Here is an 18,634-nt window from a genome sequence, read left to right on the forward strand (position 1 = left end):
GTTTGACCCATTCGTTGAGGGTCTGGGGCACGCAGCCGATCTTGGCCGCGATCGATTCAATGGCCGCCCACAGCGAGGGGTACTCGCCCCGGTGCTCCTGCACCATGCGCACGGCGCGCTCGCGCACCTCGGGTGAGAACTTGTTCGACTTCTTGTTCATGGCTCAATCCTCTCAGAGAAAAGAGCCTCCTCAAATCCCGGGGCGGTTCACACTTCTGGTTTGGCGCGGTCGCGCGGAAGTCACGTTGCAGAACGTTGGGCACGCGCGCATCGCTCACGCCCGGGACCTGCCAGGAGTACTTCTTCGCCCGAATCAACGCGCGCAACCCCATCTTTTGCATCAGACGCTGCACGCACTTGTGGTTGACCGGTTCCGCCATTGATTTGCACAGCGCAGCCGTGATCCGCCGGTAGCCGTAGCGACCCTTGTGCTTGTCATAGACAGTACGGATCTTCACCTCCATGGCACTTGAGTCGGCGCGCTGGCTCGCTTTGCAATGGTAGTAGTACGTGCTGCGTGCCAGGCCCGCCACCAGCAACAAGTCCGCCAATTTGTGGTGATGCCTCAACCCGGTAATCAGGCGCGCCTTGTCGGCGCAGCTGACTTCTTCGACCGGATCAAGGCCTGCAATTTTTTTAGGTACGCGACCTCCGCGCGCAGTCGGTCGTTCTCTTCCCGCAGGGTGTTCTCCGCATCGGCAACGACCGTTCTCGACATCGCTGCAGAGCGTCGTTCTGGCTTCATATTGGGTTGTTCTTCTTTCCCGCTCTCAAGCGCCTGCCGGTGGACTTGATCGAGATTGCGTCGCCAGACCACAACCTGGTTGGGATTGCGGATGTCATAGAGCGCGGCGACCTGACGACTGGAGAGCTGCTCACGATCCTGATGGGACAGCACCTGCAGTTTGAATTGCGCACTGTACGCGCTGTACTTGGGGCGCAATCCGTCGATGCCATGCAGACGGTAGCGGCTCACCCACATGCGGATCTTCTCCTCGGGGATCGACCACCGCCGCGCCAAAAGCTTCGCACCGCCTTCGCCGGCCAAGAAGCTCTGGACAACTTCCAGCTTGAACTCCGTTTCGTACTTCCTCATGTAACCCCTTGAAGTTCGTCCAACTTCTGGGGGTCAGTTCAATCCCGGGGCGGTTCACAGCGTCTGAAGGAACAGTACGAAAGTGCATTGAAGTCTTCGGGGGATCCGTCGAAGGATCCTGTCCTTGCGCTTCGGCGCCGCAGGTTGCAGCAAGCCAAGGGGTCAGGGTACCTCACGCTCTACACCACGGCTGACGGGGAGCGCATGCCGATTGGCGATGTGCCTCGATGGATGCCCAACGCCGAGGTGGTTCGGGTCTGCTTTCGTGTGGAGGGGATCTGGCGCAATCGCTTTCGTGTTCGGATCCAGGGCGTTCACTCCTCAGACACATTCAAGGCGTCTGCCACGACACTCGCCGAGCTCAGGAGGAGAAAGTCCGCCTTGCTTTTTCGCGAGTCAGCCGTGTTTGGTTACATGGCCGGATGCGTTCTGTTGGATTCGGTCGACAACGGAGTCCTCCTCGCCGCGGATGTGCATATCGACCGTAGATGGGCGACTGGGCAGATCGGACGATGGAGCGTCCACGAGGTGCCGGTGAAGATCGCTCAGACTGACCGAGCTGAATACTTGGGCCAACAGGAGATACCGGGCATGGATACGACTGTCCTGACTATGGCCACGCAGCAAGTGGAAGAGTTTGGCGAAGCGGAAAACGACGGCGAGGCTGAGGACGGGCAGTTCGCGGCCTGATTTCCACCGGTGGCGCGACGTGCACCAGACTGAAGCTATGGACCTAGGGCGGCCTATAACAACTGCGGAAAGCGCTGCCGAGACCGCTCTAGCTCAGGCAGCAGCTTGTCCACGATGGCATTCGCGTCCATGCGACTGGTTGCGACGGACAGGCTCATGGCCGCAACAACATTGCCTTGAGCATCACGAATCGGGACGGCGATGGATCGCAAGCCTACCTCCAGCTCCTGATCGCAAACGGCAAAACCCTGGCGCTGCGCCATATCGATCTGCTGCATGATCTTGGGCACGCTGGTGATGGACTTGGGTGTTAGTGCGGGCCGGCTCATACGGTTGAGCATGAAGCGCACCCAATCGCGCGACTGCCCACCGAGTAGCACACGGCCAGTCGCGCTTGCAAACGCCGGCAGGCGAGCGCCGACGCCCAAGCCGACCGACAAGCTTCGCCTGTGGGTGGCGCGAGCGACAAACACCACGTCTTGCGCATCCAGAACAGCCATTGATGCGGACTCTTTGGTTCGCTCTGCCAAGGTTTCCAGAATCGGCTGAGCGATGCGAGTGAGTTGGTCGGACACCACGAAGGCCTCCCCCAATCGCAGAGTGCGCGCCGCCAAGCGGAACTGGCGCCCTGTCTGTGCCGCATAGCCGAGGCGACAAAGGGTATGCAATGAGCGCCTCACCGAGGCTTTGGTGTTACCCGTGAGCGTTGCCAACTCGCTCAGCGTTGCAGTTCCACGCAGCTGACCGAAGGCTTCGATGATGGCCAGTCCCTTCTCCAGAGCCATCACGTACTCCCGGTCGTTCACCAGTGAGCTGACTTCTCCCGTCGGTTGGTTCATCTTTAGACTCTCCGCAGTTCGCATAGCGAACATTTTGTTCGTTTTATTTGACCCTGATCAAACCCGAAAGCTAGACTGCCCCTTGTGTGCGTGACAACCACGAACACCCACGACAACCCGACGAGTAGAGGACAGACAATGAACGTTCGCAATCGCTTGACCCGACGCCAGGTGGCGCTGACATCTCTGGGCTGTATAGCCGGCGTGTTGATTCCCGGGGTGGCACACGCTCAGAGGCCAGTCTCTGACAAGGTCCTGCGTCTGGTGGTACCTTTTCCCGCGGGTGGTACCGCCGATGTGCTTCCCCGCATCCTCGCTGAGAAGATGCGCGACGCATTTCCCGCGGGTATCGTGGTCGAGAACAAAACCGGCGCCGGAGGCAACATCGGGGGCGAGTTCGTGGCGCGCGCCGAGCCCGATGGTGGCACCTTGCTTGTCTCGCCACCCGGCCCTATCGCCATCAACCATCACTTGTACAAGTCGATGACCTTCGACCCCACCAAGTGGGTACCCGTGACGGTGGTGGCTACGGTGCCCAACGTTCTGGCAGTCAGTAACAAGGTACCCGCCGCCAACCTGGCGGAGTTTGTCGCCTACCTGAAGGCAAACCCCGACAAGGTGACCTACGCTTCCCAAGGCAACGGGTCGACATCGCACCTCACCGCAAACCTGTTCATGCAGCTCACCGGTACGAAGATGGTGCACGTCCCCTACCGTGGCACGGCCCCTGCGCTCACGGACCTGGTGGCCGGCCAAGTGGACGTGTTCTTCGACAACATTGCATCCTCTGCTCAGTACCACCAGGCTGGGCGCATCAAGGTGCTGGCTGTCGCGGACGGAAAGCGCTCAAACGCCCTGCCGCAAGTGCAAACCTTTGCAGAGCTCAGCCTGCCCGCCATGCAAGCCGTCACTTTCTTCAGCGTCGTTGCGCCTCCTGGCACGCCCCCCTCTGCTGTGCAAGCAATCCAGCAGCAGTTCTCTGCCGCCTTGGCATTGCCGGACGTACGCCAGAAGTTCGCGGCGCAAGGCGCCGATCCTGGCGGGCAGACACCTCAAGAGACCACCGCCTTCATTCGCGGTGAGTCTGAAAAATGGGCTCACGTCATCAAGACCGCCAACGTCACCATCGATTGATCGTTTCTCCCCATGCAAGTGCAGACTATTCGTTGGGCCGACAAGCTCACCCGCGTTCCCTTTGACGTCTATGCAGACAACGACGTGTATCTGCAAGAACAGGAGCGAATATTTCAAGGGCCAAGCTGGCACTACCTGTGCCTGGAGGCGGAGATTAGCGACGACGGCCAGTACCGAACCACGTTCATCGGTGATACGCCTGTTGTGGTGGTTCGGGACGCCGATGGCGAGATCTACGGTTTCGAGAACCGCTGCGCGCACCGAGGAGCATTGATCGCACTGGAAAAGTCCGGCCGGGCCGAGAGTTTCCAGTGCGTCTATCACGCGTGGAGCTACAACCGACAGGGAGACCTCACGGGTGTCGCCTTCGAGCAGGGCGTGAGGGGACAAGGTGGCATGCCACCCGATTTCTGCAAAGAGCACCACGGGCCGCGAAAGCTTCGCATCGCGAGCTACTGCGGCTTGGTGTTCGGCAGCTTCAGTGACGACGTGCCCCCCATAGAGGAGTACTTGGGCGACGAGATTTGCGCGCGCATCGAACGGGTGCTTCACAAACCCGTCAAGGTCATTGGACGCTTCACCCAGGCACTTCCCAACGACTGGAAGCTCTACGTGGAGAACGTTCGGGACAGTTATCACGCAAGCCTGCTGCACCTGTTCTTCACGACGTTCGAGATCAATCGTCTTTCGCAAAAGGGCGGCGTGATCGTCGACGAATCCGGCGGCAACCATGTGAGCTTCTCCATGATCGACCCCGCGGCCAAGGATGCGTCCTATCGCGAGCAAGGGCTGCGATCAGATCACGACCGGTATCGACTTAAGGATCCGAGCCTTTTGGCGGGGTTCGACGAATGGTCGGACGGCATCACGCTTCAGATCCTGTCGGTGTTTCCGGGTTTCGTTCTGCAACAGATCCAGAACTGCCTCGCTGTTCGGCAGGTTCTACCCAAGGGACCCGATAGAAGCGAGCTCAACTGGGTCTACCTGGGATTCGAAGACGATACGCCCGAGCAAACACAAGTTCGGTTGAAGCAGTGCAACCTCGTGGGGCCGGCAGGCTTCATTTCGATGGAAGATGGTGCAGTGGGCGGCTTCGTTCAGCGCGGGATTGCGGGAGCGCGCGGACTTGAAGCTGTCGTGGAGATGGGTGGTGACGTGGTGGCCTCCGGGGAAGGCCGGGCCACAGAAACCTCGGTACGCGGCTTCTGGAAGGCTTATCGTCAGCACATGGGGGTCGCGGCGTGATGGATCTCAACAGCGTCATGGCGTTCAATGCCGCCTATGCCGATGCCATCGACAGCGATCGACTGGAGGAATGGCCTGACTTCTTTACTTCAGACGCCCGCTACCGGGTGACGAACATCGAGAACGAACAAGAGGGCCTGCCGGCAGGGGTGATCTGGGCCAACTCGCGCAACATGCTGATCGATCGAGTCGCAGCCCTGCGTGAAGCAAACGTCTACGAACGCCAGCGATATAGGCATTTGCTCGGCGTTCCGATGATCGGCTCCTTGAATGAGAACGGCCTTTCGGCCCGAACCCCCTTCATGGTGGCGCGCATCATGGCAACCGGCGAGACCTTGTTATTCGCAACAGGCGTCTATCGGGATCAATTTGTCCTCGATGAGGGGCGACTGCTCCTGGCAGAGCGTGTGGCTGTGTGCGACAGCACCGTGACAGACACGCTCATGGCATTGCCGTTGTAACTTGGAACAACATTGAAGCGCATTGCCCTCACACTGGGCGATCCCAATGGGGTCGGACCAGAGATTGCACTGAAGACTCTGGCGACACTGACGCGCGCGCAACGATCGCAGATTACCGTGCTCGGGCCCGCGGCCGTGCTATCCCGAACGGCTCAATCGCTGCAGCTGCAGGAAGTGCTTGGCGAGATTCGGGTCATGTCGGTGGGTGAGCTGCCGGATGCAGCACATCAGCCAGGTCAGATAGTGGCCGAGGCCGGTGCTAGCGCCGTTGAGAGTGCAAGTACAGCGATCAAGGCCTGCTGCGCGGGGGAGTTCGACGCGGTGGTTGCCGGACCGCACCATGAGACAGCCATCGCGCGTGCTGGCATTGCGTTCAATGGCTATCCTGGCCTGGTCGCACGGGTGAGCGGAGTGCCAGAAGACTCGGTATTCCTGATGCTCGTCGGTGCCGGCCTGCGTATCGTGCATGCCACGCTACACGAGAGCGTCGAAGTTGCGCTGAGACGCCTGACGCCCGAGCTGGTCGTTGCTGCAACCATTGCTGGCTTGCGAGCTTGCGCTGCCATGGGTATCGACAAGCCCCGGGCGGCGTTGTTTGGTATCAATCCGCACGCCTCTGAGGGTGATTTGTTCGGCCCTCATGACAGCCATTGCACGAAACCTGCAGCGGCACGACTGCGAGATCTGGGTTACGACGTGACCGATCCGCAGGGAGCGGACGCGCTATTGGCAGACCGCGACACGCGGCCTTTCGATCTTTATGTGGCCATGCTGCATGACCAGGGTCACATCCCCGTCAAGCTTCTGGCACCGCAAGCAGCCAGCGCCGTGTCAATCGGTGCGCAGGTGCTTCTGGCCAGCACCGGTCATGGCAGTGCGATGGATATCGCGGGCACCGGTCGTGCGCGTCCCGACGCGATGCTTCGCAGCCTGCACCTGGTGAGTGGCTGGACCACTCAAACCTCTGATACGAGATCTCTTGCATGAGTTTTCAGATACATGTCGCTGGCAGCGAGTTTTCGTTCCCCTGTGGCGGCGAGGAAACGATTCTGGACGCAGCACTCAAGGCCGGCATCGAGTTGCCCTACTCATGCCGCAAAGGGGTGTGTGGCAACTGCGCGGCAAAGGTGAATGGCGGCGAAGTGTCCCGCGGTATCGTCAATGCGGAGGCAGTGCCTGAAGGGCAGGAACTGCTGTGCCAATGCCGCCCGTTAGGTAACCTCGAGATAGCGCCTTCGAGTTGGCGACTCATCGAGCCGGGTGCCAGGCAGCGCCTGAAGGCCAAGGTGTTTCGCCACACCCTGGCTGCGCCGGATGTGAGTGTGCTGCAGCTACGCTTGCCGGCAGGACAGCGTGCCCGTTTTCGGGCGGGCCAGTACCTGCAGGTCTTGCTAGCTGATGGCTCGCGACGTGCCTACTCGATGGCCAATGCGCCGCACGAAAGCGATGGGATTCAATTGCACATTCGGCATGTCGCCGGGGGGCAGTTCACCCAGCAACTGTCCTCCTTGCAGTCTGGAGACGAGCTCGAGGTGGAGCTGCCGTTCGGCCAGGTGGCCATTGATCCGGGCGCTTCGTCACCGCTCGTATGTGTCTGCGGGGGAACTGGGTTCGCGCCCGTCAAGTCCTTGCTGGACGACTTGAGCAAGCGCCGCTCTGCTCGTGAAATTGCATTGGTGTGGGGAGGCCGCGATAGACAAGGGCTCTACATGCGCGAGCATGTTGGTCGCTGGCAGCGTTCGTTGCCGGGTCTTCATTTCCTGGCGGCAATCGAGGACGCGAACGACGCCATCGAGATGCAAGCGTTTCATGGGCGAGTGGATGCCGCTCTCGCCACGGTGGCGATCGACGTCGATTGCACTGATGTTTATTGCTGTGGCGCGCCGCCGATGGTGAACGCTGTGAAGACGATGTGCCTGCAGCAGCTGGGTATGGTCCCCGAGCGATTCCACAGCGATGTCTTTGCGCCCGGTCCAGCGCCTTGATCACGTCGGCCGGTCTGAGCGGAGCACGATAGACCCGAATCCATCGCCGACGCGCCAGCCCCCTTGGGTTCAGAGTAACAGCATCGCCCAGCATCACATCCAAAGTGGAAAGCCTATGCAGACCACTTATGGCCAACGTAAAACGGATCGTGGATCGCCACGGCGGCTTTGTGCAGGCCGCCCTGTGCTGCAGGGCGGTGCCTGCTTCACGTTGACGCTGATGACGGCTTGCCCATAGCCCGTCGGGCCAGGCGTTCGATCATCCGGTGGTCAACCCCAGATCCTTCAGCATTTCATCTCGCATCACGAACTTCTGCGCCTTGCCCGTGACGGTCATCGGCAGCTGGCTCTTGATACGAACGTACCTGGGTACCTTGTAGTGCGCGATCTTTCCCTGACAGTACGCCCGGATCAATGCTTCGTTCAGTTCGGCGCCCGGTCGAGGCACCACCCAGACACACAGCTCCTCTCCATATCTCGCGTCCGGAACGCCGAATGCCTGAACCTCCTGAACGTCGGGGTGCCCGTACAGGAATTCCTCGATTTCCCTGGGATAGATGTTTTCGCCTCCCCGGATCACCATGTCTTTCAGGCGACCAACGATGTTGCAGTAGCCTTGATCATCGATGGTGGCCAGATCCCCAGTCCTCATCCAGCCGTCAACGATGCTCTCGCGCGTGCGCGCTTCGTCTTGCCAGTAGCCCTTCATGACCGAGTAACCGCGGGTCCACAACTCTCCCGTGACGTTTAAGGGAACCGTCTCTCCACTAGCATCCACCACCTTGACCTCCAGATGCGGCTGAACCCGGCCCACAGTGGAAACCCGACGCTCGATACTGTCATCGATAGCACTTTGAAATGAAACCGGAGAAGTCTCCGTCATGCCGTAAGCAATGGTGACTTGGGGCATGTGCATATCGGATATGACCTGACGCATGGTGGCAATTGGACAAGGAGCGCCCGCCATGATGCCCGTGCGCAGACTACGCAGATCGTGGCAAGCGAAATCCGGCGCCGCCAGCATCGCCACGAACATCGTCGGCACACCGTGCAGGGCGGTGCAACGCTCTTGCGCGACCACGCGTAGCGTTTCGGCAGCGTCAAAGCCCTCGCCCGGAAACACCATGCAACTGCCATGTACGGCACACACTAGAACGCCCATCACCATACCGAAGCAGTGATATAGGGGGACTGGTATGCACAAGCGATCGTGCACCGATATGTGCAAGGCATGGCCAACGAATCGCGCGTTGTTGACAACGTTGTGGTGGGTGAGCGTCGCACCCTTCGGCTGTCCCGTGGTTCCGCTGGTGAACTGGATGTTGATGGGATCATGAGGATCTAAGCGTGCGCCCAGCGCCGTGATGCGCTGACGCTGAGCGGGTGCCGCCAATGACCGCAATGCAGCAAACGTCATCATGCCTGGGCGCGGCTCGGATCCGAGTTGAACGATGTGCCGCAACTCTGGCAGCCGCTGCAGCTGCAGGCGGTGAGAACCAGCTGTTGCGTGATCACGAATCTCCGGGCTGATCTCCTCCAGCATGTCAAGGTAGTTACTCGTTTTCATGCCCACCGCGGTCACCAGCAGCTTGACCTGAACCTTGTTCAAGGCGTACTCGAGTTCTGCGGTCCGATAGGCTGGATTGATGTTGACCAAGATCGCGCCAATCCGCGCCGTGGCGAACTGCACGAGTACCCATTCCGGACGGTTGGGCGACCAGATGCCGACACGATCACCCGGCTGCACGCCCATGCTCAACAGACCGGCCGCCACCTCGTCCGCCTGTTCGCTCAACTGGGCCCAGGTCCAGCGCGTACCGTGGCCCGCAAAAACGCACGCATCGCGTTGACCATGCAGCGCAACCGCGCGATCCAGCAAGGCGCCAATGGTGAGGTCAAGCAACGGAGGACTGGCTGCTCCTCGTACGTGCGAGACCCCTCCCACAGGCCGCTGTGCGGCGATGTCCTGGGAGGCTGGAAAGCTAGAGAACGGGCTTGCGAGCAGGGATTTCATAGCGTCTTCCAATCGACCGATCGCTCGTACGCTGCCGCGGCCCGATAGATGGTGAACTCATCCCAATGCCTGCCAATGAGTTGCATGCCCACCGGGAGCCCTTCGAGTAGTCCGCAGGGAACACTCATGGCGGGATGCCCCGTCGCGTCAAAGGGTGCGGTGTTGACGACCATCTCGAAGGCGCGCGCAATGATCTCGGCCAGCGGTGCGCCGGGTTCGGGGATACGCTGCGCGACCATGGGCAGCGTGGGCATGAGCAGCAGATCGACATCGGCGAGCGCCTCGTCGTAAGCCAGCCGCAATCGGCGTGAAAGATTCTGGGCTTTCGCGTAGTAGTGGCCCCTGTGCTGACGCAGGAACCATTCACCAACAAACATCGAAACCTTGAGTGACGGCGAAAGCTCGTCCGCGCGTGCGCGCCAGTTGGCATGTTTGTCGAGCAAGCTGGGCGAGTACAGCCCACGCCAATTGAAGCCCATGCCGTTGCCGTGCATCATCTGGGCTTGCATGCCTTCAAGGGTGATGGGCGTCCATATTGCCGCACCGTCCAGATGCATAGGAATACTGACCGGCACCAGGCGCGCGCCCAGAGTGGCGAGTTTGTCTGCCGCGGCTTGGACCTTATTGTCCAGTCCGGGGGTTCCGTTCGGAAGATTGAACCCCTCACGAACCACGCCGATTCGCAAACCCTCGATGCCTTGCTTGAGTGCTTCGGTATAGCGCGACGTGCGAGGTGCGTACTGGCGCGGATCCAGTCCGTCGTCGCCCGCGATCACCTCGAGCAGTAAGGCGTTGTCGGCCACGCTGGAAGTGATGGGCCCCAGGTGATCGACAGTGGCTTCTATGGGCATGGCCCCGGTGTAGGGAACGAGACCATGCGTGGGCTTCATCCCGTAACAGCCCGAGAACGCGGCGGGAATCCTGATGGAGCCTCCCTGGTCGCCGCCGATCGACAGATCAACCTCCCCCGCACCCACCAGGGCGCCGCAGCCAGAAGACGAACCGCCCGCGATATGCCCCCTGCGCCAAGGGTTGTGCACCGGACCGGTGGCGTTCGTGTGACTGCCGCCTGAAAGACAAAAGTACTCGCAGTGTGCCTTACCGGCAATGACGCCACCGGCATCCAGCACACGCCTGACCACGGTGGCGTCGACATCAGGCACGTAGCCCTCCAAGGTGGAAGCTCCGTTCATCATGGGTACACCTGCCAGCGAGATGTTGTCCTTCAGCACCACCCGCCTGCCGCGAAGCGGTCCACTGGCGGCCCCCTGGATGTCGGTCTTGACATACCAGGCGTTGAGCGGGTTCTCCTGCGGGTCGGGGCGGCGTCCAGGGGTTCGCGGATAGACCACCTCCGGCAGGAAGTCGGGCAGTTGGTCCACGCGGTCGTAGGCTTGAAAGCTACCCTCCATCTGTTCAAGGTACTGGGTCAGCTCCCTGTCCGACATCCGCATGTGAAGGCTGCTCACCAGTTCTCTGAACTGTTCAAGGCTGGGTCGGCGCACGGCCATGGTGTTCTCCTGTCGGATCTGCATTGACGGTGTTGGAGGGGTCGAGCCGTTCGATGAGCGGGTGGCGCGCGCAGCGCCCCATCCCACGAGACGCTCCATGGCTTGCGGCGAGCGAAGTTCGCTGGCGCTGAACTCATCGACGATGACGCCTTTCTCGAGCATCAGCGCTCTGTCTACGCAGTCGAGGACGAAATCCAGGTTCTGCTCGGCCACCAAAATGCTCAGCCCTTCGCTGGTTCGAAGCTGTGACAGCGTGTCCGCCATCTCGTCGATGATCGACGGCTGTATGCCCTCGGTCGGTTCATCCAGCAGCAGAAGCCAGGGTCTGGCCACGAGCGCTCTTGCTAGCGCGAGCAACTGCTGCTCACCCCCGGATAAGCCACCGCCGGGTCGGTCCAGCAGCGCAACAAGTCGTGGAAATCGTACGAGGACCCGGTCGATCGCCTGGGATTCGCTCTCGTCGATACCGACGCTCCATCCGATCGCCAAGTTCTCACGCACGCTCAGCGTTGGCAGGATGCCCCGCCCCTGCTGAACATAGCCGATGCCAAGACGGGCTCGGTTGTGAGCAGGCAACCGGTTGACGTCGACCCCATCCACAGAGATGCGACCTGACATGACCGGCAAAACACCCGCGATCGCCTTCATGAGGGTGCTCTTTCCCATGCCGTTTGCACCCAGCACACCCACGATTTCGCCTCGCTGCAGACTCAGCGACAGGTCATGCAATACGGGCATGTGACCGTAGCCGGCTCTCAGTCCTTGGACTAGCAGCGCGGGAGTCAACGCTTGTTCGATGACCTCATGACTTTCGTTCGTACCCTTGAGAACCGTATTCATTTATTGGCCCTCGCCGTTCGACCGAGGTAGACGTCACGTACGTTCTCATCCGAAAGGACTGCGTCGGCCGTGCCTTCGGCAAGGATGCGGCCACGGTGAAAGGCGGTTACCGTCTCGGCGATGTCGCGTACAAAGTTCATGTCGTGTTCGACCACGACCACGGTAGCTTGCGCGGTCAGGGCGCGCACCAGCGAGGCCATGCGGTGGACTTCGTCGCTGGTCAGGCCACCCGCAGGTTCGTCAAGTAGCACCAACCAGGGGTCGCGCGCCAGAACCACGCCGAGCTCCACGAGTTGCCTCTGGCCATGCGCGAGCGCTCCGGCCGATCGCTGGAGGAAACGGCCCAGGTCGATCTTTTCGACCACCTGATCCACGCGCGCTTCGACCTCAGCTCGCGAGCGTTGCCTGACCGAGTTCGCAGAGAGCCAGATGTTCTCGCGAACCGTCAATCCGTTCATCAAGCTGGGGACCTGTGTCTTCACTCCCACTCCCAGTCTTGCAACGCTGTGCAGATTCATGCCGGCGATCGATTCGCCTTGCAGCAGGATCTCGCCCTCTGTGGGCATGAGTTGACCACTGAGGCACTTGAAGAACGTTGACTTGCCGGCGCCGTTCGGACCGATCAGGCAGCGGAGCTCGCCACGGCGCAAGCACATGGAAGCCCCATCGACGGCTGTGACGCCACCGAACTTCATGATCACGCCACTGGCGCGCACCACTACTTCAGCGGTCATGTCCGTCCTCCTGCTTGCTACCGCTCGCAAAGAGGTCCAACGCCGGCATGACGCCGCGCGGCATGAATAAGACTACGGCCACCAGCAATGCGCCCATCACCAAGCCACTGTCAACCCATTGCTGCATCCCCAGCCAACCCTTGAGCGCGCCGAGGAGTACCGCTCCGAGCATGGGCCCCCAAAGACTGCCAAGCCCCCCCACCAGCACCCAGATGATGATCTCGGCAGAGACACCCAACGAGAAGACCTCCGGGGTCACGATCTCGGCCCAGCATGCGAAGAGCACCCCTGCCAAGCCAGCCACACCTCCCCCTAGGCCGAAGGTCACGGTCTTGGCGAGCCGCACGTCGTAGCCACAAAGCTCCGAGCGCAGTTCGCTCTCGCGCACCCCGCTCAGCACCCGTCCAAAGGCCGTCGTACCCACCCATCTAAGCAATGCCCAGCATGCGAGGACGGCCACCACGACCACGGCGTACAAACCCAACCCGTGAACGACGACTTCGGGCTTTCCCGGCACATTCATCGGCGGGAATCCGGGTATTCCGTTGAACCCCCCCAGGCGCGCCTGTCCGATGACGTACTCGCTGCCGGCCGTGCTGCTGGCGTACTTGAAGAGCAACAGCGTGAAGACCAGTGTGATCACACCGAGGTAGACGTCGCCGATTCGCCCGTAGAACATCATGGCGCCCAGGGCCAGTGCTGCGACTGCTGCAACCAGAACGCCCATGGGTACTGCCAAGGTGGATCCACCCATGTTGATGGACACGACCGCATACGTGTAAGCGCCCAGCCCATAAAACGCCGCCTGACCGAAGCACAGGATTCCACCCAATCCCCAGACAAACGCCAGCGACAGTGCCAGCAGGGCATAAATGACCAGTAGCGTAAGGGTGTACTCGGCAAACAGGAGCGGGGCCAGAGCCATCACGACCGCAGTTGCCACGAAGCCATACCACCAACGATCAGCCGTTCGGGGTGTTGTCGTTCGCTGCATCAGGCAGATCCCTTGAAAAGGCGCGACGTGATCCCTTGTGGCAGCCATCGCAAAAGAACGACAGCGCTCACCAGCAGGGCAAGCTCACCCACCACAGGAGTGGCGAGCAGCTCGAAGAACTTGGAAACGGTGCCAAGCAGAGTGCTCGCTGCGAGGGTGCCAGCGACCACCGACGCACCGCCCGAGATCACGGTTATGAACGCCTTGGCGATAAACTGCCCCCCCGAGCTTGGCGTGATACCCACCAGTGGCGCGAGCACCCCGCCGGCCAAGCCCGAGACCATGCTGCCCACAACAAACGTCAGCATGTATATCCGCTGCGGCGAATGCCCGAGTGCAGCCACGACGTTGGACGATTGCATGGCTCCGCGCACCACCAGGCCGGCACGGGTTCGCTTCAACACGAGATACATGACCGACATCAGAACCACGGTGACGCAGACCACAAATACGCCGTAGCCCCCTACCTGGTAAGCGCCAAGCTGCACAGGCCCCAGCGGATTCGGAACCCCGGTGGTGGTGGTGCCAAAGACCATGGACATGCCGCCGGCCATGGCTAGGGAAAGCCCCCAGGTGGCAAGCAGCGTGTCCACCGTGCGGCCGTAGAGCCAACGAATGACTAGGCGCTCGACCAGGAAACCGAAGAGGCCCACGGTCAGGGGCGCCACGACCAGCATTGCCACCCAGATGTTCACGCCCCATTGAAGCGCCGTGATGGTGGCATAGCCGCCCAGGACGATGAACTCCCCATGCGCCAAGTTGATGACCCGCATGAGCCCGAACACCAGCGCCAGGCCAGCAGCGATCAAAGCCAGTGTCGCGATGCTGTAGGCAAGGTCGAACAGGCTGACGAGGAGTTGGTCCATGACGTGGCGAGCGCTGATTCAGGCGCCAGGTCCCTTAAAGCTTGATCTCGTGCTGAGTGCTAGCGTTGGGCGTCTTTTGCAGATCACACACGGCCTGCGTCTCTCGCGGTGGCTTTTGTGCGAAGGACTGCAGCACCTTGAGTCTCTGGCCACCGATTTCCATCACATGGATATCCAGCGTTACATGGTGCGTGGCGCGGTCGATGGTCACCTTGCCCGAGGGTCCCTCGATGGAGGCACCATTCGCCATGGCTGCGATCACCTTAGCTCGATCCAGACTGTTTGCGCGCTTGACGCCTTCCGCCCACAGCTTGATGCCCTGGTAGTGCAGTACCGCAAGTTCATTGATGGCGGCCGTGTCACCTCCATGCATAGCACTCCAGCGTGCAAGAAACGCCTTGTTGGCCGGCGTTGCAAGCTCCGGCGAGTAGTTGTAGGCCACCAGGATGCCATCGCCTTCCGCACTGGTCAGCACCTTATGTTCGTTACCCACGCCCAGTGTCGTTGACGCCAGCGGGATGCGCTGTTTCATGCCGGCTGCCGCCCACTGCCGATAGAAGGAGAGATGGGCGCCACCGACCAGCGCACTGATCACGAAATCAGGGCGGGCCTGTTGAATCTTCGCGATGGTGGAATTGAAATCGGAGACATCAAGCGGAAAGAAATCGACGCCAACCGCACTGCCTGAGTTGTCCCGTAGGAACTTCTGAAACCACTTGGCCATGTACTGGCCGTAGTTGTAGTCGGCGGCTAGGATGTAGGCCTTGCCACCCCATTTCTTCGCGGCGTAAGGCACCAGAACCTCGGCTTGTTGAGCCGGCGTCGTTCCCGTCATGAACGCGTTGCTGTCGCAAACACCCCCCTCGTAAAGCGGCGTGTACACGTAGGGAATGCTGGCGCGATTGAGCAATGGGCGAATCGCTTCCCGCGAGGCCGACAGGATGCCTCCGATGACGACATCGACCTTGTCCTGACGGACCAGCTGTTGCGCGTAGCGTGTGTACAGCGCCATGTTGGACTGGGTGTCGTAGGCCACCTTGGCCACCGAACGTCCCAGTAGGCCTCCTGCCTTGTTGATCTCGTCGATCGCGAGATCGAGCGCCATGGTCATGGGCTTTCCGTAAGCGTCGAAGTTGCCCGAAGCGTCAAGTACGCTGCCCAGCTTGATGGGAGTGCTCGCGTTGGCCCACCAGGGGGTCGCTGCTGCGGCTGACAAGGCACTGCCTTGCACAAGGAGGTTTCGGCGTGACATCTTCATGGTGGAGTCTCCTCAGGCGGGTGGGTGGGTGGGTTGGGTTGATGTGGTCGGGGGAATAGCTTTCTTGTGGTCGGCGATGGCCCTCACGTGGTCGGACTCGGCGCGCGCCAGCTGTGGCACGGTCATGTCGAGATCCGCGCCCAGCGTCTCGCCCAGCTTCTTCAGGATGGGCAGGTTGAGCGCCATGTCATAGATCGCATCCAGTGGCCCGGACGCTGCAGACAGACCGGCTTGCCCAGCGTTACCCAGGGCGTTGCCGCTCCCTCCCAGGCCCGAGAGGTGGTGTACGCGTATGGATTCGATCTTTTGCAGGGGCTGTGCGACCTTCTCGGCCAATACAGGGATGGTTTCGATCCGGGCAAGCTCCAGACGAAGACGCATCAGAGCTTCGCTCTGCGTGTTTTCTGCAGCGATTCGAGCCGCCTGACCTTGAGCTTCCGCCTCCATGCGGGCCTGCTCGGCAAGCGCCCGAGCTCGCGTGACCTCCACTTGGGCTCTGGCAAGCGCAAGCTGTCGTTCTGCATCACTGCGGACCTTTACGGCGTCCGCCTGCGCCTCCTGCTCGACCCTGGCTAGTGCAAGTAGACGGTTGCGCTCTGCAATCAACTGCTCACGTTGGGTCATTCCCGCTTCCTGCTCAAGGAGCAGCTTCGTGCGGGCTTGCTCTCCCTCAATGGCGGCCAAAGCCTCCTGCTGCTGTTGTTGACTCAGTGCAATGGCCTGCTCCACCCGCTGCAGCTCCAGCGAAAGTTGCGATTGCAGACGTGCCCGCGCCAGGGCTTGCTCGCGCTCGATCTCGGCGGCCGACACGTCGCGCTCGCGTTGCAGTCGCGCCTGCTCGATCTCACGTTGGGCGCCCTCACGTGCCCGGCCGATCTCGGCCTCCGTGCGCACGCGAGCATTCTCGACAGCCATGTGTACGTTCATGTCCGTCTGCTGCTGTTCCTGCTGCAGTTCCTTGCGCCGCTTGTGCGCGCTCAACTGCGTCTGCGCCACGGCCACTTCTGCGTCAGCTTCCGTCTGCGCGCGCTGTTTTTTGTTGATAGCGACGATTTCGGCGAGTTTTCTCATCCCCACCGCATTGAAAACGTTGTTCTCGTTGAGCGATGAGAAGGGCGTCTGGTCCAGGCGGATCAATGCCACGGCCTCCAGAACGAGTCCATTCGCTTTGAGCTCCCCGTCAAGCGCTTCCCGGATCGCCTGGACGAACTCGCCCCGCCGCTCGTGCAAGGCGTCCAGCGTTCGCGTCGCTGCACACGATTGAACGATGTCGATGAAACGGGCTTCGAGCATCTGGCCCAGTTCCTCCGAGCGCAAGGCGCGCGCGCCGAAGGCCTGGGCTGCGGCTGCCACTCCTTGTGCGTCGGCCAACACTCGCACGCGAAACTCGAGGCTTGCGTCCATGCGCAAGCGATTCTCGGTGAGCAGGCCCATGTCGCCGGCGCGCTGCACCATCACCCGGTGAGCACGCATGTTGATCTCATCGACACGGTGAAGGATGGGCAGCGCAAAGAAGCCGCCATCCAACGCTACCTTGCGCCCGCCAGCGCCAGTCCGCAGTAAGGCGGTATCGCGTGTGGACTTGCGGTAGAAGCGCTGCAGGAACGCCACCACCACAACCACCGCCACGATGGCCAGAATGATCCAGACAAGAAGTGCCACGCCTTTCCTCCGGTTGGAGCATCCGATTTGTCGACGCTCTTGTTTTCCGTGGAAAGTATTTTAGTTTCCCAGGAAACTAAATGGCAACACCCTAAGGAAGAATTTTTCGCGTAACCAACGGCTGGCCGCTACCGCGCGGCGTCAAAGGCTCTTGACGACCTGGAATGCGTGGCCATCTGCCCGAGCGAGATGAACTGGATAGCCCACATGCGCGTTGTCTGTCCAGGTGATGCCGCGAACGCCGTCGAAATCGAGTGGGCACGGGCTGCGGGCCTCAAGCGCCCGCCGCACGAGGGCTGCGGCAAACCGTATGCCCTCATAGGTGGACTGACCCAGGGAGTTAAGCGTGGGCGCGCGGGGGCCGAAACGCTGGTGATAGCGCTCCTTGAAGCTCATGTTGCCGTCATCGCTCAGCGCGCCGAAGTAGCCCGAGCTGACGAACAGGTTCTCGGTGTTCGAGGCGCCGATCGCCAGCAAGATGTTCTCTTCGATGGCGCAAGACAGGCGCAGGACGCGTGGACCCAGGCCGGCTTCACCAAACGCGCGATTAAAGTCGATTGCATCCTGACCAACGAGGGACAGCAGGACGGCGTCGGGCTTGAGGTCGGCCACGCGCTGGAGCACATCGTCAAATTCACCCGAACCCAGCGCTACGTAGTGCTCCTCCAGAACATCCCCACCAGCACCGCCCACGTATCCGCGTGAAAGTCTGTGCGATATCCAGGGCCATTCGTAGTCGTTACCGATGAACATCCATCGCCGCGCAGACCATTCGCGAACGAGTATCTCGATGGCGGGGCGCAATTGCCGCTCGGGCGTCTCTCCAAGTGCGAAAACGCCTGGCGATCGCTCTCCCCCTTCGTGCAGGGCTGTGTACACATAGGGCACACGTCCTTCGCAGCCTGCAATGACCGCGCGGCGCACAGAGCTGGTGTGCATGCCCACGATTGCTTCGATGCCACCGGCGTCAATGACTTCGCGGGTGGTCTCTGTGAGGTCATCGACCTCATCGGAGGCGTTGAAGCACTTGAGATGAAGCTCACGCCCGTAGAGCCCCCCGGCGCGGTTGATCTCCTCGGCAGCCAGCGTCGCGCAGGCAATGGCCGACGGCCCCCAGATGCCTGCCACCCCGCTCATAGGCACGAAAAGACCAATCGAATACTGGTCCGCCCGGCGCCTCCACGGGATCGCTGAACCTAAGCCAAAGCCTGCGGACAGCGAGGCGCGGCGATGTCGGGCCCCGAGGGTTCCGAGAGCCGATGATGGGAGGAACATGCGAGCGTCCGGGTTGGCTGATGCGTCCAG

Annotated in this window: 16 protein-coding genes and 3 pseudogenes; 6 read left to right on the forward strand and 13 right to left on the reverse strand. The window is 61.2% G+C overall.

What is annotated here, in order from left to right; genetic code table 11:
• From M3149_RS21225 to M3149_RS21230, 3 genes and pseudogenes are all read right to left on the reverse strand, one after another.
• Positions 1 to 160: pseudogene (locus M3149_RS21225) on the reverse strand (IS3 family transposase); the annotation flags it as partial.
• A 151-nt stretch (positions 161 to 311) separates the two neighbouring features.
• Positions 312 to 464: pseudogene (locus M3149_RS23225) on the reverse strand (IS3 family transposase); the annotation flags it as partial.
• 113 nt (positions 465 to 577) lie between these two features.
• A complete protein-coding gene (locus M3149_RS21230) occupies positions 578 to 1,096 on the reverse strand; it encodes a helix-turn-helix domain-containing protein (protein ID WP_251711374.1) in 519 nt (172 codons plus the stop codon).
• Between the two features lie 231 nt (positions 1,097 to 1,327).
• Between M3149_RS21230 and M3149_RS21235 the strand changes: the two genes are divergently transcribed.
• Complete coding sequence (locus M3149_RS21235) at positions 1,328 to 1,786, forward strand: hypothetical protein (protein WP_251711375.1); 459 nt, start codon at positions 1,328 to 1,330, stop codon at positions 1,784 to 1,786.
• A 53-nt stretch (positions 1,787 to 1,839) separates the two neighbouring features.
• On the opposite strand, the gene M3149_RS21240 is transcribed toward M3149_RS21235, so the two are convergent.
• Positions 1,840 to 2,625 carry an IclR family transcriptional regulator domain-containing protein gene (locus tag M3149_RS21240; protein WP_251711376.1) on the reverse strand — a complete coding sequence of 262 codons (786 nt, stop codon included), beginning with the start codon at positions 2,623 to 2,625 and terminating at the stop codon, positions 1,840 to 1,842.
• A 138-nt stretch (positions 2,626 to 2,763) separates the two neighbouring features.
• Here M3149_RS21240 and M3149_RS21245 point away from each other — a divergent pair, with 138 nt between their 5' ends.
• The 5 genes from M3149_RS21245 to M3149_RS21265 are packed head-to-tail and all read left to right on the forward strand — an operon-like array spanning position 2,764 to position 7,450.
• Positions 2,764 to 3,759: a Bug family tripartite tricarboxylate transporter substrate binding protein gene (locus M3149_RS21245; protein ID WP_251711377.1), complete on the forward strand. Its 996-nt coding sequence runs from the start codon at positions 2,764 to 2,766 to the stop codon at positions 3,757 to 3,759.
• 12 nt (positions 3,760 to 3,771) lie between these two features.
• Positions 3,772 to 5,004, forward strand: a complete 1,233-nt coding sequence (locus M3149_RS21250) for an aromatic ring-hydroxylating dioxygenase subunit alpha (RefSeq protein WP_251711378.1) — start codon at positions 3,772 to 3,774, stop codon at positions 5,002 to 5,004.
• Entirely contained in the window at positions 5,004 to 5,465 is a 462-nt protein-coding gene (locus M3149_RS21255) for an aromatic-ring-hydroxylating dioxygenase subunit beta (RefSeq protein ID WP_251711379.1), read from the forward strand. Before M3149_RS21250 ends, M3149_RS21255 begins: the two co-directional genes overlap by 1 nt.
• A 12-nt stretch (positions 5,466 to 5,477) precedes the next feature.
• The gene (locus M3149_RS21260) at positions 5,478 to 6,452 is read left to right on the forward strand and encodes a PdxA family dehydrogenase (RefSeq protein ID WP_251711380.1); all 975 of its coding nucleotides are present in this window, start codon (positions 5,478 to 5,480) and stop codon (positions 6,450 to 6,452) included.
• Positions 6,449 to 7,450 carry a 2Fe-2S iron-sulfur cluster-binding protein gene (locus M3149_RS21265; RefSeq protein WP_251711381.1) on the forward strand — a complete coding sequence of 334 codons (1,002 nt, stop codon included), beginning with the start codon at positions 6,449 to 6,451 and terminating at the stop codon, positions 7,448 to 7,450. The genes M3149_RS21260 and M3149_RS21265 overlap by 4 nt, the downstream gene beginning before the upstream one ends.
• Positions 7,451 to 7,709: 259 nt before the next feature.
• On the opposite strand, the gene M3149_RS21270 is transcribed toward M3149_RS21265, so the two are convergent.
• From M3149_RS21270 to M3149_RS21310, 9 genes and pseudogenes are all read right to left on the reverse strand, one after another.
• Entirely contained in the window at positions 7,710 to 9,464 is a 1,755-nt protein-coding gene (locus tag M3149_RS21270; RefSeq protein ID WP_251711382.1) for an AMP-binding protein, read from the reverse strand.
• Positions 9,461 to 10,975, reverse strand: a complete 1,515-nt coding sequence (locus tag M3149_RS21275) for an amidase (protein ID WP_251711398.1) — start codon at positions 10,973 to 10,975, stop codon at positions 9,461 to 9,463. Before M3149_RS21275 ends, M3149_RS21270 begins: the two co-directional genes overlap by 4 nt.
• Before the next feature lie 306 nt (positions 10,976 to 11,281).
• Positions 11,282 to 11,815, reverse strand: a pseudogene (locus tag M3149_RS21280) (ATP-binding cassette domain-containing protein); the annotation flags it as partial.
• The gene (locus tag M3149_RS21285) at positions 11,812 to 12,549 is read right to left on the reverse strand and encodes an ABC transporter ATP-binding protein (protein WP_251711383.1); all 738 of its coding nucleotides are present in this window, start codon (positions 12,547 to 12,549) and stop codon (positions 11,812 to 11,814) included. The pseudogene M3149_RS21280 and the gene M3149_RS21285, both read right to left, overlap by 4 nt.
• Complete coding sequence (locus tag M3149_RS21290) at positions 12,539 to 13,543, reverse strand: branched-chain amino acid ABC transporter permease (RefSeq protein ID WP_251711384.1); 1,005 nt, start codon at positions 13,541 to 13,543, stop codon at positions 12,539 to 12,541. Before M3149_RS21290 ends, M3149_RS21285 begins: the two co-directional genes overlap by 11 nt.
• Positions 13,543 to 14,409, reverse strand: coding sequence for a branched-chain amino acid ABC transporter permease (locus M3149_RS21295; protein WP_251711385.1), 867 nt, complete (start codon positions 14,407 to 14,409; stop codon positions 13,543 to 13,545). The genes M3149_RS21290 and M3149_RS21295 overlap by 1 nt, the downstream gene beginning before the upstream one ends.
• Positions 14,410 to 14,443: 34 nt before the next feature.
• Positions 14,444 to 15,667, reverse strand: coding sequence for an urea ABC transporter substrate-binding protein (locus M3149_RS21300; RefSeq protein ID WP_251711386.1), 1,224 nt, complete (start codon positions 15,665 to 15,667; stop codon positions 14,444 to 14,446).
• A gap of 12 nt (positions 15,668 to 15,679) precedes the next feature.
• The gene (locus M3149_RS21305) at positions 15,680 to 17,329 is read right to left on the reverse strand and encodes a flotillin domain-containing protein (RefSeq protein WP_251711387.1); all 1,650 of its coding nucleotides are present in this window, start codon (positions 17,327 to 17,329) and stop codon (positions 15,680 to 15,682) included.
• A 141-nt stretch (positions 17,330 to 17,470) separates the two neighbouring features.
• On the reverse strand, positions 17,471 to 18,604 hold the full coding sequence (locus M3149_RS21310; protein WP_251711388.1) for a substrate-binding domain-containing protein: 1,134 nt from the start codon (positions 18,602 to 18,604) through the stop codon (positions 17,471 to 17,473).
• Positions 18,605 to 18,634: the final 30 nt, after the last annotated feature.

Source organism: Hydrogenophaga intermedia (genome assembly GCF_023715105.1).
Lineage (GTDB): Bacteria > Pseudomonadota > Gammaproteobacteria > Burkholderiales > Burkholderiaceae_C > Hydrogenophaga > Hydrogenophaga intermedia_A.

Coding starts and splice junctions, on each gene's coding strand:
- M3149_RS21275 (WP_251711398.1), bottom strand. CDS start 10,975: ATGGCCGTGCGCCGACCCAGCCTTGAACAGTTCAGAGAACTGGTGAGC.
- M3149_RS21270 (WP_251711382.1), bottom strand. CDS start 9,464: ATGAAATCCCTGCTCGCAAGCCCGTTCTCTAGCTTTCCAGCCTCCCAG.
- M3149_RS21255 (WP_251711379.1), top strand. CDS start 5,004: ATGGATCTCAACAGCGTCATGGCGTTCAATGCCGCCTATGCCGATGCC.
- M3149_RS21230 (WP_251711374.1), bottom strand. CDS start 1,096: ATGAGGAAGTACGAAACGGAGTTCAAGCTGGAAGTTGTCCAGAGCTTC.
- M3149_RS21245 (WP_251711377.1), top strand. CDS start 2,764: ATGAACGTTCGCAATCGCTTGACCCGACGCCAGGTGGCGCTGACATCT.
- M3149_RS21240 (WP_251711376.1), bottom strand. CDS start 2,625: ATGAACCAACCGACGGGAGAAGTCAGCTCACTGGTGAACGACCGGGAG.
- M3149_RS21235 (WP_251711375.1), top strand. CDS start 1,328: ATGCCCAACGCCGAGGTGGTTCGGGTCTGCTTTCGTGTGGAGGGGATC.
- M3149_RS21310 (WP_251711388.1), bottom strand. CDS start 18,604: ATGTTCCTCCCATCATCGGCTCTCGGAACCCTCGGGGCCCGACATCGC.
- M3149_RS21290 (WP_251711384.1), bottom strand. CDS start 13,543: ATGCAGCGAACGACAACACCCCGAACGGCTGATCGTTGGTGGTATGGC.
- M3149_RS21300 (WP_251711386.1), bottom strand. CDS start 15,667: ATGAAGATGTCACGCCGAAACCTCCTTGTGCAAGGCAGTGCCTTGTCA.
- M3149_RS21250 (WP_251711378.1), top strand. CDS start 3,772: ATGCAAGTGCAGACTATTCGTTGGGCCGACAAGCTCACCCGCGTTCCC.
- M3149_RS21295 (WP_251711385.1), bottom strand. CDS start 14,409: ATGGACCAACTCCTCGTCAGCCTGTTCGACCTTGCCTACAGCATCGCG.
- M3149_RS21265 (WP_251711381.1), top strand. CDS start 6,449: ATGAGTTTTCAGATACATGTCGCTGGCAGCGAGTTTTCGTTCCCCTGT.
- M3149_RS21285 (WP_251711383.1), bottom strand. CDS start 12,549: ATGACCGCTGAAGTAGTGGTGCGCGCCAGTGGCGTGATCATGAAGTTC.